Source organism: Arsenicicoccus sp. UBA7492, assembly GCF_002479615.1.
In the GTDB taxonomy this organism is placed as follows: domain Bacteria; phylum Actinomycetota; class Actinomycetes; order Actinomycetales; family Dermatophilaceae; genus Arsenicicoccus; species Arsenicicoccus bolidensis.
The window spans coordinates 156,491-169,699 of the sequence record NZ_DLOE01000022.1; the positions used below are offsets into that span (position 1 = coordinate 156,491).

The window sequence follows — 13,209 nt, forward strand, 5'->3', positions numbered from 1 at the left end:
GCGCCCGCCGCACCGCCGAGGAGGCCTACGGCGCGGCGGCGGCGGAGCGGACGCGCACGCAGCGCACGCAGACCGCCGACGCGCTGGCCGGGCTCGGCGTGACCGTGGTGGACGCGCCGCCGCAGGACCTCGCGCCGGCCCTCGCCGACCACTACCTCATGCTCAAGTCCCGCGGCCTCCTCTGACCCGCCGCCGGCCGAGGCATCGACCGGCCTTCGTCCCCCAGGCTGATGATCCCGCCCCCGGTAGGTCCATCGACCGGCCTCCGTCCCCCAGGCTGATGCACGTACCCGAGGTAGTCACATCCGCCCGACCTGGCACGCCAGGCGGATGTGTCCAGCTCAGGCGGATCCTGGATCGGGCGTCTACCTGCCGCCGCGCGCCTCGACGAATGGGCAGGAATCGCAGCTTCCAGCGACCGGGAGCCGCCATACGCGCCCACTCACCGCCCCGCGTCGCGCCATTGGTCACCAGTGACGTTTTGGAACGTTCAAGAGGGCCGCTCAGACGTCGTTGGTGACCAATGGCGCCGGGTGAAGGCGCCGGGTGAGGGCAGCGGGTGAGGGCAGCGGGTGAGGGCGCCGGGTGAGGGCGCCGGGTGAGGGCAGCGGGTGAGGGCAGCGGGTGAGGGCAGCGGGCGGGGGCGGGCGAGTCGAGGTCAGAGGGACGCGACGGCCTCGTCCTCGCGATCGGCGTCGTCCACGTCACCCGTCACGCCTCGGGCCGCCGCACGCCGACCGACCACGAACACATAGGCGAAGAACGCCACCTCGGCCAGCACGCCGATCGTGATGCGCGCCCACGTCGGCAGGCCCGACGGCGTCACGAACGCCTCGAGGACGCCCGACACGAGGAGCACCACCACCAGCCCCATCGCCACCCCGACCGTGGTGCGGCCGGCGGCGGCCAGGGACGCCATACGAGTCCTCGGGCCGGGCTCGACCCACGACCAGAACAGCCGCAGACCCACCCCCGCCGCCACGAACACCGCGGTCAGCTCGAGCAGCCCGTGCGGCAGGATCAGGCCGAAGAACAGCGCGCCCCGTCCGTGGCGGACCATCAGGGCGCCGATGACGCCGACGCTGATGACGTTCTGCAGCAGGACATAGACGACGGGTGCTCCGAGCACGCCCATCGCGATGCACTGCGCGGCGACCCAGGCGTTGTTGGTCCACACGCGCGCGGCGAAGCTGGTGGCCGCGTGCTCGGAGTAGTAGCTCTCGAAGTCGGTGTTGACGTACTGCGCGACCTCGGAGGGGCTCATCAGGGAGTTCTCGACGGTGGGGTTGTGATAGAACCACCAGCCCGCCGCGAACGCCACGACCAGGCTGAGCACCGTCGTCGTCAGCCACCACCAGCGCAGGTGGTAGAGCGTGGCCGCGAAGGTCTCGGTGAAGAACCGGGCGATGTCCCGCACCGACCCGGTCCGCGTCCCCGAGGCACGTCGCCGCGCCCGCGCCAGGACGCCCGAGAGCCATTGCACAACAGCGGGATCCGGCGCACTGGTGCGCACGACGGCGAGGTGCGTGCCGACCCGTTGATAGAGGTCGAGCAGGCGGTCGGCCTCCTCCGCGGAGAGCCGCGACCGACGCGTCAGAGCGTCGAGCTCGTCCCACTCCCCCCGGTGGGCCGCGACGTAGGCGTCCAGGTCCACGCCCCCACCCTAGCCCGCGCCCCTCGCGGACCGGGCCGGCCCAGCCCGCTAGGCTGCCAGACATGCAGCCGCCCAGGTCAGCACGCCCCACGATCGGTGTGGGCGAGGACGATCTCGTCACCGGAGACGCGGTGGCGCTGCGCGTGCCCGCCGCCGGGCCGGGGTTGCGCGTCGCGTCCGGCGCGATCGACGTGGTCTGCGGGGCCCTGCTGCTCTTCGGCCTGTCCCTGGCCTTCGGTGGCGTGCTGGGCGACCTCGACGAGGCGGCCGGCGCGGCGCTGGTCCTCACCACGGTCGTGACGACGTTGGTGATCCTGCCCGCGGTCATCGAGACGCTGACCCGCGGACGGTCGGTGGGCAAGCTCGCCACCGGCACCTGCATCGTGCGCGACGACGGCGGCCCGGTGGCCTTCCGCCAGTGCCTGACGCGCTCGCTCATCGGCTTCCTGGAGATCTGGAGCACGAGCGGCGCCGTGGCCTTCTGCGCGGTGGTGCTCACCGCGCGCGGCAAGCGGCTCGGTGACCTCGCGGCAGGCACGTATGCCGTCCGGGACCGCCTCCGGCTGCAGCTGCCACCGCCCGTGCCGCCCGCCCCCGAGCTGTCCGCGTGGGCCGCGAGCGCCGACATCGCGCCGCTGCCGGACGCGTTGTCGCTGGCCACCCGCCAGTTCCTGCACCGCCGCGAGGGCCTCGATCCCGTGGCCCGGGCCCGCATCGCCCAGGAGCTCGCCGCGACCGTCGCGCAGCACGTCATGCCGCCGCCCCCGGCCGGCACCCACCCCGAGGCCCTGCTGCAGACCGTCGTCGCCGAGCGCGGTCACCGCGACGCGCAGCGGCTGGCCCGCGACGCCGCCACCCGGCACCGCGTCCTGCCCCACGTCTGAGCGGCTGGCCCAGACCTCCGCCGGCGCGATCGCCGCAGCTGCGACAGGCGGCAGCCGTGATCAGGTCAGCTCGGCATACCCCGGCTTGATGACCTCGTCGATCAGGGCGAGCCGCTGGTCGAAGGCGATGAACGCGGATTTCATCGCGTTGATCGTCACCCAGCGCAGGTCCGTCATCGTCCAGCCGGCGTCGCGCACGAGCAGGGTCATCTCCTTGCCCATGCTCGTGTCGCTCATCAGGCGGTTGTCGGTGTTGACGGTCACGCGGAAGCGCAGGTCCTTGAGCAGCGTGATCGGGTGCAGCGCGATGCTCGCGGAGGCGCCGGTCTGGACGTTGCTGCTAGGGCACATCTCGAGGGGGACGCGCTTGTCGCGGACGTAGGCCGCCAGCAGCCCCAGCCGCACGTCCCGCACGTCGGGCAGCTGGTCGTGCTCGGCCGCCCACTGCGGATAGGCGATGCCGTCCACCGTGAGGTCGTCGACGATGCGCACGCCGTGGCCGAGCCGGTCGGCGCCGCACCAGGTCAGCGCCTCCTGGATCGACGGCAGCCCGAAGGCCTCCCCCGCGTGGATCGTGAAGTGGGCGTTCTCGCGGGCGAGGTACTGGAACGCGTCGAGGTGCCGGGTGGGCGGGTAGCCCGCCTCAGCCCCCGCGATGTCGAAGCCGCTGACCTCCTGCTGCCGGTAGCGGACGGCCAGCTCGGCGATCTCGCGGCTCATCGCGGCGTGACGCATGGCGGTGAGCAGCGCGGTGACGCGGATCTGCCGCCCCTCCTCACGAGCCAGCACCTCGCCCTCGCGGAATCCCTCGTTGACGGCCTCGACGACCTCCTCGAGGGTGAGGTCCCGCTCGAGGTGCAGCTCTGGCGCATAACGGATCTCGGCGTAGGCGACGCCGTCGCGCGCCAGGTCCAGGACCTCCTCGCGGGCGACCCGCCGCAGCGCGTCCGGCGTCTGCATCACCCCGACGGTGTGCGCAAAGGTCTCGAGGTAGCGCACCAGGGAGCCGGAGTCCGCGCTCTCGCGGAACCAGCGCCCGAGGTCGGTCGCGTCGTCGGCGGGCAGGGCGTCATACCCCGTCTCGCGGGCGAGCTCGAGGACGGTGGCGGGCCGCAGCCCGCCGTCGAGGTGCTCGTGCAGGAGCACCTTGGGTGCTCGGGCGACCTGCGGGTCGACGTCGTATGCCGGGGAGCTGCTGTCTCGACTGGTCACCCTCACGACCCTACCGGGGGTAGAGGCATCGACCGGCCCTCGTTCGCCAGGCCGATGCCTTCGCCGGGGGCAGAGGCATCGACCAGCCCTCGTTCGCCAGGCTGATGCCTCGGCCCGCGGCGGGTCCTGGGCCAGCTCGCCCGGCAGCGAGGATCCCGGACCCGGGACGCCAGCGCGTCAGTCCTCGTCGCGGTGGACGCCCTCCGGGGTGAACGCCGGGGTGCAGATCGCGAGGTATGTCGCACCCTCCGGCCCCACCCGATAGCGGATCCGCTCGCCGGCGCGGGTCACGATGCTCTGACCTGCGAGGACGCTGGTGGGGCCACCGTCGTGGTCCACGACGACCTCACCGCCCAGCACCACCGTGACCTCGTCGAAGTCCGGCGTCTGGTAGGGCTCGGTCCAGCCGGCGGGCGCCTCCATGCGGGCGACGGACACACCGCGGTCGCCCGTCGAGGCGGCTCCGACGTGCTCGTCGATGATCTTGCCGCCGGGGACGGGGATGCGGACGGGGTCCGTGATGAGCTCGGGCATGCCAGGAGCCTACCCATCCGCGGCACACGAGCCCGTGTCTCTATGTCTCTATCCAAAGGACACCCGCGATGTCCTTTGGATAGAGACATAAGGACACACCCTTGTGGGCGAGTGCACGAGCAGATGTGAGCGCTTCGTCTCGTGCGCGAGGTCAACTCGATCCCCGCTGGCGTGGGGCCGACAGCTTGAGGTGGACCAGCATGCGCGAACGGGAGGGCTCATCCCCGCTGGCGCGATTCCCGCCCCCCTCTCGACGACCCCCGACCTGCTCGCCCGTTGAGCCCGAGGCGGTCTGCCCGAGACCGTCAGCGCTTGGACTTGCGGGCGTTCATCACCAGGACGACCACGCCCGTCAGCACGAAGACCAGGGCGGGCAGGCCGATCCGGACCGGCTGCCACACGCTCATGATCGCCAGGGGCACCAGGACGATCAGGCAGATCAGCACCGCCAGCACCTTGCCGGTCGTCTGGTTGCTCATGAGGTCTCCTTGTCGTGGTGGAGGGCGCACCACGAGTCTGCCGTGATGGTGAACCGCCGGTGGTGGGAGGGGATCCCGCGGTAGACATGATCCTCTCCCCTGCCCGTCTCGATCATCCCGAGGCCCTGAAGGATCCGCACGGAGGCAGGGTTGGCATCGACCGCCTCCGCCCACACCTCGGCGAGCCCCAGCGCGAGGAAAGCATGCGCCAGCCCGGCCCGCGCGACCGCCGCGCCGAGGCCTCTCCCCCACCGCTCTCGACCACCGACGAGATAGCCGAGCTCGCGCCGCTGCTCGTCGGTCCCGTGGAGGTCGACGTAGCCGACCAGACGGCCGTCGAGCTCGGCGCCGAGACGGAGCAGACCGGGCCCGAACCCATCGGACAGCCTTGAGCGCCAACGCGTCTCGTGCTGGTCGACCGTGAGGCCGCGACTCCACTCGGCAGCCTCGCAGAACTCGTCGTCCGCAGCCCAGGAAGCAAGGACCGGGGCGTCGGCCACGGACAGCTGCCGCAGCGAGACGACGTGACGACGACCCACGGGCGGCATACGGCGGGTCAGGAGAGGACCGAGCCGAGGCGCCGCAGCCCCTCGGCGATGACGTCGGGACCGGTGCCGACGTTGATGCGGATGTGGTCGCCCCACGCGGTTCCGAACTCGCTGCCGATCCCGACGGCCAGGCGGGCCTCCGCCAGCAACCGCGCGGCCGGATGATCGCCCAGGTCGAGGCCGCTCGCGTCGATCCAGGACAGGAAGGTCGCCTGCGCCGGCACCGCGACCCGCGCCCCGGCGGGGAGCCCGTCCCGCACCTGCTGGTGGTGGGCTGCGAGGTCGGTCACCAGCGCGTCGAGCCACGGATCGCCGTCGCGATAGGCCGCCTCGGACGCGAGATAGCCGAACTGCCCAGCATGCCAGGGCGTCTCGTAGGGCAGCCCCCGAGACAGCCGGTCCCGCATGACGTCTGACCCCGAGACGATCAGGGCGGCCTTGAGCCCGGCGAGGTTCCACGCCTTGGAGGCTGCGTGCACCGCGATCCCCTGCTGCCGGGCCGCGTCGGAGACGGTGAGGTATGGCGTGAACGTGTGCCCGGGCAGGGTCAGCGGCGCATGGATCTCGTCGCTCAGCACGACGGCCTCGTAGCCGGACACGAGATCCGCCAGGGCCGTGAGGGACTCGCGCGAGTGGACCCATCCGACGGGGTTGTGCGGGTTGCACAGGAGCACGGCCTTGGCGCCGGCCCGCAGCTCGCGCTCGATGCCGTCGAGGTCCAGCGCGTAGCCCGAGTCGGACTGCAGCAGAGGGACTTCCACCGTGCGCATGCCCGTCTCGCCGCCCCAGCGGAAGAACGGCGGATAGACCGGCGGCATGATGATGAAGGCGTCTCCGGGCGATAGCAGCGCCGAGATCGCCGCCATCATCCCCACGGACACGTCGCCGCACAGCGTCACCTGGTCCGGGTCGACGTCCCAGCCCCACCGGCGCCCCGCGAAGCCGGCGAACGCCTCGTGCAGCCCTCGCCCGAAGCTCGGGTAGCCCGTGTCGCCCAGCGCCACAGCGCGATTCAGCGCCTCGGCGACGGGCGGCGCCAGCAGGCAGTCCATCTCGGCGACCGGCATCGGCAGCACGTCGGGGTCGTAGAGCGTCCACTTCGCGCTGCGTCGCGCGCGCAGGTGCGGCAGGTCGAGCCACTCCACGTGTGCCGCAACGCCGCTCATGCGATCCGCTCCATCACGACGTCGGGGCGCTCGGGCCGGTCCTCGCCGATCGTCCACGCACCCTCGAGGGAGGCGACGGCCCGGTCGAACCGCTCGGGCGTGTCCGTGTGCAGGGTCAGCAGCGGCTGCCCGGTCGTGACGGAATCGCCTGGCTTGGCGTGCATCTCGACGCCCGCACCCGCCTGGACGGGGTCCTCCTTGCGCGCCCGTCCGGCGCCCAGGCGCCACGCGGCGACCCCCACCGCATAGGCGTCGAGCGACTGCAGCACCCCGCTCGCGGGGGCGGTGATCACGTGCTGCTCCTTGCTCGTGGGCAGCTCGGCGTCGGGGTCGCCACCCTGGGCGGCGACCATGCGGCGCCATACGTCCATCGCGCGGCCATCGGCCAGCGCGTCCGCGGGGTCCACATCCGAAACCCCCGCGGCAGAGAGCATCTCGCGCGCCAGCGCGACCGTCAGCTCGACGACGTCCGCGGGCCCGCCACCGGCGAGGACCTCGACCGACTCGCGGACCTCGAGCGCGTTGCCCGCCGTCAGCCCCAGCGGGGTGGTCATGTCGGTGAGCAGCGCGACCGTGGTGACGCCGGCGTCCGTCCCGAGATCGACCATGGTGCGGGCGAGCTCGCGGGCGTCGTCCACGGTCTTCATGAACGCGCCGGACCCGACCTTGACGTCCAGCACGAGCGCGCCGGTGCCCTCGGCGATCTTCTTGGACATGATCGAGCTCGCGATCAGCGGGATGGCCTCCACGGTGCCGGTCACGTCACGCAGGGCATAGAGCTTCTTGTCGGCGGGGGCCAGGCCGGAACCCGCCGCGCAGATCACGGCGCCGACGTCCTCGAGCTGACGCATCATCGCGTCGTTGGCGAGGCCCGCCTGCCAGCCGGGGATGGACTCGAGCTTGTCGAGCGTGCCTCCCGTGTGGCCGAGCCCGCGCCCGGACAGCTGCGGCACCGCGACGCCGCAGGCCGCGACGAGGGGCGCGAGCGGCAGGGTGATCTTGTCGCCCACGCCGCCGGTCGAGTGCTTGTCCGCGGTCGGGCGCGACAGCGAGGAGAAGTCCAGCCGCTCGCCGCTCGCGATCATCGCCGCGGTCCACCGCGAGATCTCCTCGCGGCTCATCCCGTTGAGCAGGATCGCCATGGCCAGGGCCGACATCTGCTCGTCCGCGACCGCGCCGCGCGTGTAGGCGTCGATCACCCAGTCGATCTGGCTGTCGCTCAGCGGCTGGTGGTCGCGCTTGGCGCGGATGACGTCGACGGCATCGTGCTGCTCACTCATGCCCAGACCCTACCGGGGGCGCGGACGCAGGACGGCATAGGCCACCACCCCCGCCAGGAGCCCCCAGAACGCCGACACGATGCCGAGCGCCTGCACCCCGGACGCCGTGACGGCGAAGGTGATCAGCGCCGCCTCGGTGACGCTGCGGTGGTGGTCACCCTCGTGCATGGTGTCGTAGATCGAGGCCTGCAACGGCGACAGCAGCGCCACCCCCGCGAGGGCCGTGAGCATGCCCGCCGGTATGGCGGAGAACAGCGACACGATCGTGTCCGCCGCGAACCCGCCGAGCACGTAGAAGAATCCGCACGCCATGCCCGCCACGTAGCGGCGGTCGTGGTCGGGGTGGGACTCCTCGGAGGTGGCGATGGCGGCGGTGACGGCGGCCATGTTGAGCGCGTGCGACCCGAACGGCGCCGCCAGCACCGACGCCACCCCGCTCGCGCCGAGCAGGAGGCGGTCGTCGGCGTCATACCCGCTGTTGTGCATGACGATCAGGCCGGGGGCGTTCTGCCCGACCGCGGTCACGATGAGCAGCGGCAGGGCGATGCCGAGGATCGCGTCCCAGGACCACGTCGGCGTCGTCCACGTGGGCGTCGTCAGCGTGAGCCGCACCGCCATGGCCTTCGCCTGCCCCGTCACCACCGCGAGCAAGCCGCCGGTCGCGAGCGCCAGGAACACCGCGTAGCGCGGCTGCCACCGCCTCCCCACGAGGTAGCCGAGCACGAGCCCGCCCGCCACGACGGGCTGTCCGACGACCGCGGCCGCCACCTTGAGGGCGAACGGGAACAGCACGCCCGCCAGCACCGCCGCCGTGATCGGTCGCGGCACCGCCTGCAGGAGGCGCCCCACCAGGCCGGTCGCCCCCAGCAGCACGGACACGACGCCGCACACGACATAGGCCCCGATCGCGTCCGAGAACCGGTAGTCGCCGAGCGAGGTGATCAGCAGCGCCGCACCCGGGATCGACCAGGCGACCATGACCGGCTGCTTCGTCCACCACGACGTGACGAGGCAGACGAGCCCCGAGCCCACCGAGATCGCCCACACCCACGAGGCGGTGAGCTGCGGTGACAGCCCGCCCGCCCGTGCCGCCTCGAGCACGACGAGCAGCGGGCTGGCATACGAGATCGCCACGGCGACGAACCCGGCGAGGACGGCGGACAGGCTGGCGTCGCGGCGCAGGTCAGGACGGGTGCGGGTTGCGGTGGTCACGCGGACCTCTCGGAGCGGGGGCACCGGGAGCGCCCGGCAATGGCCGCGACCACGCTAGCCGGGGCGGCACCGGGTCACCCCGGGGAGGTGCCTAGGACTGGCCCGGAGGTATGGCGCCCCCGGCCGCCCGATGAGGCGCCCTCATCGCCTGGCTCACTTGACGCATCGTTAAGCGCTCGCCATGATGGATACATGTCAACGAGCAGCAGCCCGGGCGGTCGGTTCAGCAACGCCGCCGCCGAGTCCAGGAGCCGGGTCCCCCAGCGCGTGTCCAGCACCGAGGGCTGGTATGTCGTCAGCGTGGCCGCCGTCTTCGGCGCCTGCCACGCGCTCCTCTACCAGACGCACGCGATGGAGTGGGGAGGGATCATCCGCTTCGCCGCCCTCTTCGTGACGGCCGCGGGGACGACCTGGCTGCTGCGGCAGACCCACGCCCACCGCCAGGTGCATCCCCGCGGGCACCGGGCGGCCATGGTGACCGCGATCGCCTGGATGCTCGCGCTGGTCCTCGTGGCCGGGTGGTTCTGGATCGTCCCGGCGAAGGGGCACGACGTCGGATGGGCGTGGACCTCGCTCGTCGCCCTGGTCGGCGCACTCCCCCTCGCCCTCGTCGGCGCCCGACTCGTCCGGGCCGCCCGGTGACCCTCGCCGCCGCACGGCAGTCCTTGGACGACGTCGTCCACTCGCCGGTCCGCCTCACGATCATGTGCGCGCTGGCCAGCGTGGACTCGGCCGACTACCAGACGCTCAAGGACGCCCTCGACGTGAGCTATGCGCTGCTGTCGAAGCACGCGGCGATCCTCGAGGACGCCGGCTATCTCATGTCGGAGAAGACCTTCCGCGGCAAGACGCCCCAGACGCACTTCCGGCTCACGCGCGCGGGTCGCGCGGCGCTGGCGGCCCACCTCGAGGCGCTCGACGAGATCGTCCGCGGCCTCGCGTCAGCCTGAGCGCGTGGACCCGGACGTCGCCATACCCGCCGGCGGCAAAGGCATCAGCCTGGGGAACGACGGCCGGTCGATGCCTCCGCCGGGGGCAGGTCTGCGCGGTAGCGCGCGAAGGACGGCACCAGCGCCGACGCCGCCAGCACCAGGAGGACCACGAGCACGCCACCGGCCAGCGTCGCCCACGCCGCCCCCACCAGGCCCGCCGCATAGCCGTGCGCCACGTCCGCGATGCGGGGCCCACCGGCCACCACCACGATGAAGATCCCCTGCAGCCGACCACGCACCTCCGGCGACGCCGCCGACTGCAGCATCGACTGCCGGAACGCCGCCGACACCATGTCCGCCGCCCCCGCCATGGCCAGGGCGACCGCCGCCAGCCAGATCCACGGATGCAGCCGCCCGTCGGCCGGCAGCACCGCCGCACCCGCCAGCGCGACCGCCACCCCCCACGCCACGATGCACAGCACCACCGCGCGACCGTGCATCTGCACGCGCGACACCCACCCGGAGAACACCCCGCCGAGCACCGCGCCGACCGGGATCGCGGCAAAGAGCACCGCGAAGGCCGGCCCTCCCCCGGCCTCGCCACCCAGGTTGACGTGCGCGATCTCGGGGAACAGCGCCCGCGGCATCCCGAAGACCATGGCGATCAGGTCCACCACGAAGCTCATCATCAGGACGGGATGCCCTCCGAGATAACGGATCCCGTCGATCACCGAGCGCAGCCCGGGCGCGGATGAGGGCGCCCCGTCGTGACGCTCCGCGGGCAGCGGGGGCAGGCGGCGGACGGCATACAGCGTGGCGAGCAGGCAGATCGCATCGGTGAGATAGAGCCACGAGAAGCCGACGAGCGGGATCAGCGCCCCCGCCACCAGCGGCCCGGCGATCGCGCCGGCCATGAACAGCGTCATGTTGAGCGCGTTGGCCGCGGGCAGCAGGTTCATCGGCAGGATCGACGGCAGCACCGCGGTCCGCGTCGGCTGGTTGACCGCGAAGAAGGCCTGCTGCACGGCGAACAGGCCGAGCAGCAGCCAGACGTTCGTCGACCCGAGCGCCGCCTGCAGCCAGAAGCCGAGCGTCGAGACGATCAGCCCGACGGTCGTGAAGGTCAGCAGCCTGCGCTTGTCGACGTGGTCCGCGAGCGCCCCGCCCCACAGCCCGAACACCACGAGCGGGACGAGCCCGAAGATCCCCGTGAGCCCGACGTAGGCCGAGGAACCGGTGTCGGCATAGATCTGCGCCGGGACGCTCACGATGGTCAGCTGGGCGCCGATGACGGTGATGATGTTGGCGGTCCACAGCCGCCGGAAGTCGCCGTGCTGCAGGGGCCGGGTGTCGGCGACGACGGAGCGCAGGTTCACCGGGACAGCCTAGGTCCTCGCCCCGCCTCTCCCCAGCGTCGCCACCGTCGCCACCGTCGCCACCGTCGCCACCGTCGCCGGGCAGGAGCAGGATGGGCCGTATGACGACCGCCCGCCGCCCCGACGACCACTACCTCGCGCGGCTGCCGGACGGGACGGTCAAGCAGGTCAACCCGTTCACCGGCACGCAGGTGTGGACGGTGCCGGGGCGCGGCAACCGGCCGCTCGGCGCACCCGCCCTGGCCGCCGCTCCCGTGGGCGAGGACGAGCGGGACCGGTTGTGCGCGTTCTGCCCGGAGCGCTACGCCGAGACGCCGCCGGAGAAGTCGCGGCTCGTGAGAACCCGCGCCGGCCAAGCAGATCCGGGGTGGGCGACGCTGACCGGCCTGTCCCGCACCGAGCTCCACGACACGATCGCCGAGTTCCGCCGGGTGCCGAACCTGTTCGAGATCCTCAGCTACGACTACTGGCGGCTCAACCACGGCGTCGCGCTGCCCGCTGCGGCACGCGCACGACGCGACGCCTACCTCGCCGACCCGGCCGGGCGCGCCCACGTGCTCGCCGTCGCCCGCGCCAAGGCGCTCGCCGGCGGGACCGCGGCCAAGGCGTGGGAGCTGCTCGACGAGGCGCAGCGGCTCGCCGGGACCGAGGCGTTCTTCGGTGGCGGGCACGACGTGATCGTCGCGCGCCGTCACCTGGTCGACGGCGCCACCGACACCAGCGCCCTCGCCTCGTCGGGCACGCTCACCCCCGAGGAGCACCGCGCCTACGTGGGATTCACCATCGACGCCATGGCCGACCTCTACGCGAGCAACCCGCACGTGCGCTACGTCGCGGCGTTCCAGAACTGGCTGAAGCCCGCCGGCGCGTCCTTCGACCACCTGCACAAGCAGCTCGTCGCCATCGACGAGCTCGGCACCCAGGCCGAGCAGGAGCAGGAACGGCTGCGCCGCCACCCCACGCTGTATGCCGACGCGGGACCCGCCCTCGCCGAGCGCGCCGGGCTCGTGGTCGCCCGCACGGAGCACGCCGTCGCCTACGCCGGGTTCGGGCACCGCTACCCCACCCTCGAGGTCCACTCCCTCTCGCCGCAGCGCGAGCCCTGGCGCCAGCAGCGCCACGAGGTCGACGCCGTCGCGGACCTGCTGCACGCCCTCCACGCCGCCACCGGCGTCCACGTCCCCTGCAACGAGGAGTGGCACCACACCCCCACCGGCGTCGACCTGCCCCTCCCCTGGCGGATCGTCCTCAAGTGGCGGGTGTCCACGCTGGCGGGGTTCGAGGGCGGCACCAAGATCTACGTCAACACCATCGACCCGTGGGCGCTCCGCGACCGGGTGGTCACCCGCCTCCACGCCCTGGCCGACGAGGGACGGCTGGCGGACGGCATACGGCTGTCACCTCCGACCCGGCCCGATGCGTCTCACCAGGCATGACCACCTGCCAGGCCTCACCATGAGCCGCTCCCCGGCGGGCTTCGAGGAGTTCGCGCGGGCCAGCGCCCGGTCGCTCTCCGGCCGCGCCTACCTGCTCTGCCACGACCACCACCTCGCCGAGGACCTGGTGCAGGAGACGCTCGCCCGCAGGTACGTCCGCTGGCGGCACATCGACCACGTCGAGAGCCCAGCCGGCTATCCCCGCGCCGCCCTCACCAACGCCTACATCGACCGGACGCGCCGCCGCAGCCATCACGAGCCGCCGCTGGCCGAGGTCGCCGACACCGGTGTGCCCGACCAGGTCGACGGCGTGCCCCGACGGGTCACGTTGCGTCGAGTAGTGGGGGTTTCGCGGTGCGGGCGTGCCCCGACGGGTCACTTTGCGTCGGGAGAACTCCGGCGTGGAGCGGGGTCGCCTGCGGACCTGCCCCCACGGGTCACCTGACGTCGGATGGGAGGGGTCTCGCGGTGCAGGGGTGCCCTGACGGGTCACTTC

Annotated in this window: 14 protein-coding genes and 1 pseudogene; 6 read left to right on the plus strand and 9 right to left on the minus strand. The window is 72.6% G+C overall.

Features of this window, described 5'->3' with window-relative positions; genetic code table 11:
* Positions 1–185: pseudogene (locus B4E97_RS06090) on the plus strand (DUF58 domain-containing protein); the annotation flags it as partial.
* A gap of 473 nt (positions 186–658) precedes the next feature.
* Here B4E97_RS06090 and B4E97_RS06095 read toward each other — a convergent pair.
* The gene (locus tag B4E97_RS06095) at positions 659–1,654 is read right to left on the minus strand and encodes a stage II sporulation protein M (RefSeq protein WP_286959061.1); all 996 of its coding nucleotides are present in this window, start codon (positions 1,652–1,654) and stop codon (positions 659–661) included.
* A 62-nt stretch (positions 1,655–1,716) separates the two neighbouring features.
* Between B4E97_RS06095 and B4E97_RS06100 the strand changes: the two genes are divergently transcribed.
* Positions 1,717–2,538, plus strand: coding sequence for an RDD family protein (locus B4E97_RS06100; RefSeq protein ID WP_286955668.1), 822 nt, complete (start codon positions 1,717–1,719; stop codon positions 2,536–2,538).
* A gap of 60 nt (positions 2,539–2,598) precedes the next feature.
* Here the strand turns inward: B4E97_RS06100 and B4E97_RS06105 are convergent, their stop codons facing one another.
* The 7 genes from B4E97_RS06105 to B4E97_RS06135 form a co-directional block, all read right to left on the minus strand.
* Positions 2,599–3,750: an adenosine deaminase gene (locus B4E97_RS06105; protein ID WP_286959062.1), complete on the minus strand. Its 1,152-nt coding sequence runs from the start codon at positions 3,748–3,750 to the stop codon at positions 2,599–2,601.
* 177 nt (positions 3,751–3,927) lie between these two features.
* Complete coding sequence (locus B4E97_RS06110) at positions 3,928–4,284, minus strand: cupin domain-containing protein (RefSeq protein WP_019284168.1); 357 nt, start codon at positions 4,282–4,284, stop codon at positions 3,928–3,930.
* Between the two features lie 305 nt (positions 4,285–4,589).
* Positions 4,590–4,763 (minus strand): hypothetical protein, encoded by a 174-nt coding sequence (locus tag B4E97_RS06115; RefSeq protein ID WP_019284169.1) that lies wholly within the window; start codon positions 4,761–4,763, stop codon positions 4,590–4,592.
* Positions 4,760–5,302, minus strand: coding sequence for a GNAT family N-acetyltransferase (locus tag B4E97_RS06120; RefSeq protein ID WP_286959063.1), 543 nt, complete (start codon positions 5,300–5,302; stop codon positions 4,760–4,762). Before B4E97_RS06120 ends, B4E97_RS06115 begins: the two co-directional genes overlap by 4 nt.
* Positions 5,303–5,319: 17 nt before the next feature.
* Complete coding sequence (locus B4E97_RS06125) at positions 5,320–6,477, minus strand: MalY/PatB family protein (RefSeq protein WP_286959064.1); 1,158 nt, start codon at positions 6,475–6,477, stop codon at positions 5,320–5,322.
* On the minus strand, positions 6,474–7,757 hold the full coding sequence (locus B4E97_RS06130; RefSeq protein ID WP_019284172.1) for a thymidine phosphorylase: 1,284 nt from the start codon (positions 7,755–7,757) through the stop codon (positions 6,474–6,476). The genes B4E97_RS06125 and B4E97_RS06130 overlap by 4 nt, the downstream gene beginning before the upstream one ends.
* A gap of 9 nt (positions 7,758–7,766) precedes the next feature.
* Positions 7,767–8,969, minus strand: coding sequence for a benzoate/H(+) symporter BenE family transporter (locus tag B4E97_RS06135; RefSeq protein ID WP_286959065.1), 1,203 nt, complete (start codon positions 8,967–8,969; stop codon positions 7,767–7,769).
* A gap of 192 nt (positions 8,970–9,161) precedes the next feature.
* On the opposite strand from B4E97_RS06135, the gene B4E97_RS06140 reads away from it, so the two are divergent.
* Positions 9,162–9,611 (plus strand): hypothetical protein, encoded by a 450-nt coding sequence (locus B4E97_RS06140; protein WP_286959066.1) that lies wholly within the window; start codon positions 9,162–9,164, stop codon positions 9,609–9,611.
* Positions 9,608–9,919: a transcriptional regulator gene (locus B4E97_RS06145; protein ID WP_286959067.1), complete on the plus strand. Its 312-nt coding sequence runs from the start codon at positions 9,608–9,610 to the stop codon at positions 9,917–9,919. Before B4E97_RS06140 ends, B4E97_RS06145 begins: the two co-directional genes overlap by 4 nt.
* A gap of 44 nt (positions 9,920–9,963) precedes the next feature.
* Here B4E97_RS06145 and B4E97_RS06150 read toward each other — a convergent pair whose 3' ends face one another.
* Positions 9,964–11,277 (minus strand): MFS transporter, encoded by a 1,314-nt coding sequence (locus B4E97_RS06150; RefSeq protein ID WP_286959068.1) that lies wholly within the window; start codon positions 11,275–11,277, stop codon positions 9,964–9,966.
* Between the two features lie 101 nt (positions 11,278–11,378).
* Here B4E97_RS06150 and B4E97_RS06155 point away from each other — a divergent pair, with 101 nt between their 5' ends.
* Both B4E97_RS06155 and B4E97_RS06160 read left to right on the plus strand, forming a co-directional pair.
* Positions 11,379–12,713 (plus strand): DUF4921 family protein, encoded by a 1,335-nt coding sequence (locus B4E97_RS06155; RefSeq protein WP_286955661.1) that lies wholly within the window; start codon positions 11,379–11,381, stop codon positions 12,711–12,713.
* 19 nt (positions 12,714–12,732) lie between these two features.
* The gene (locus B4E97_RS06160; protein WP_286955660.1) at positions 12,733–13,158 is read left to right on the plus strand and encodes a sigma factor; all 426 of its coding nucleotides are present in this window, start codon (positions 12,733–12,735) and stop codon (positions 13,156–13,158) included.
* Positions 13,159–13,209 lie beyond the last annotated feature (51 nt).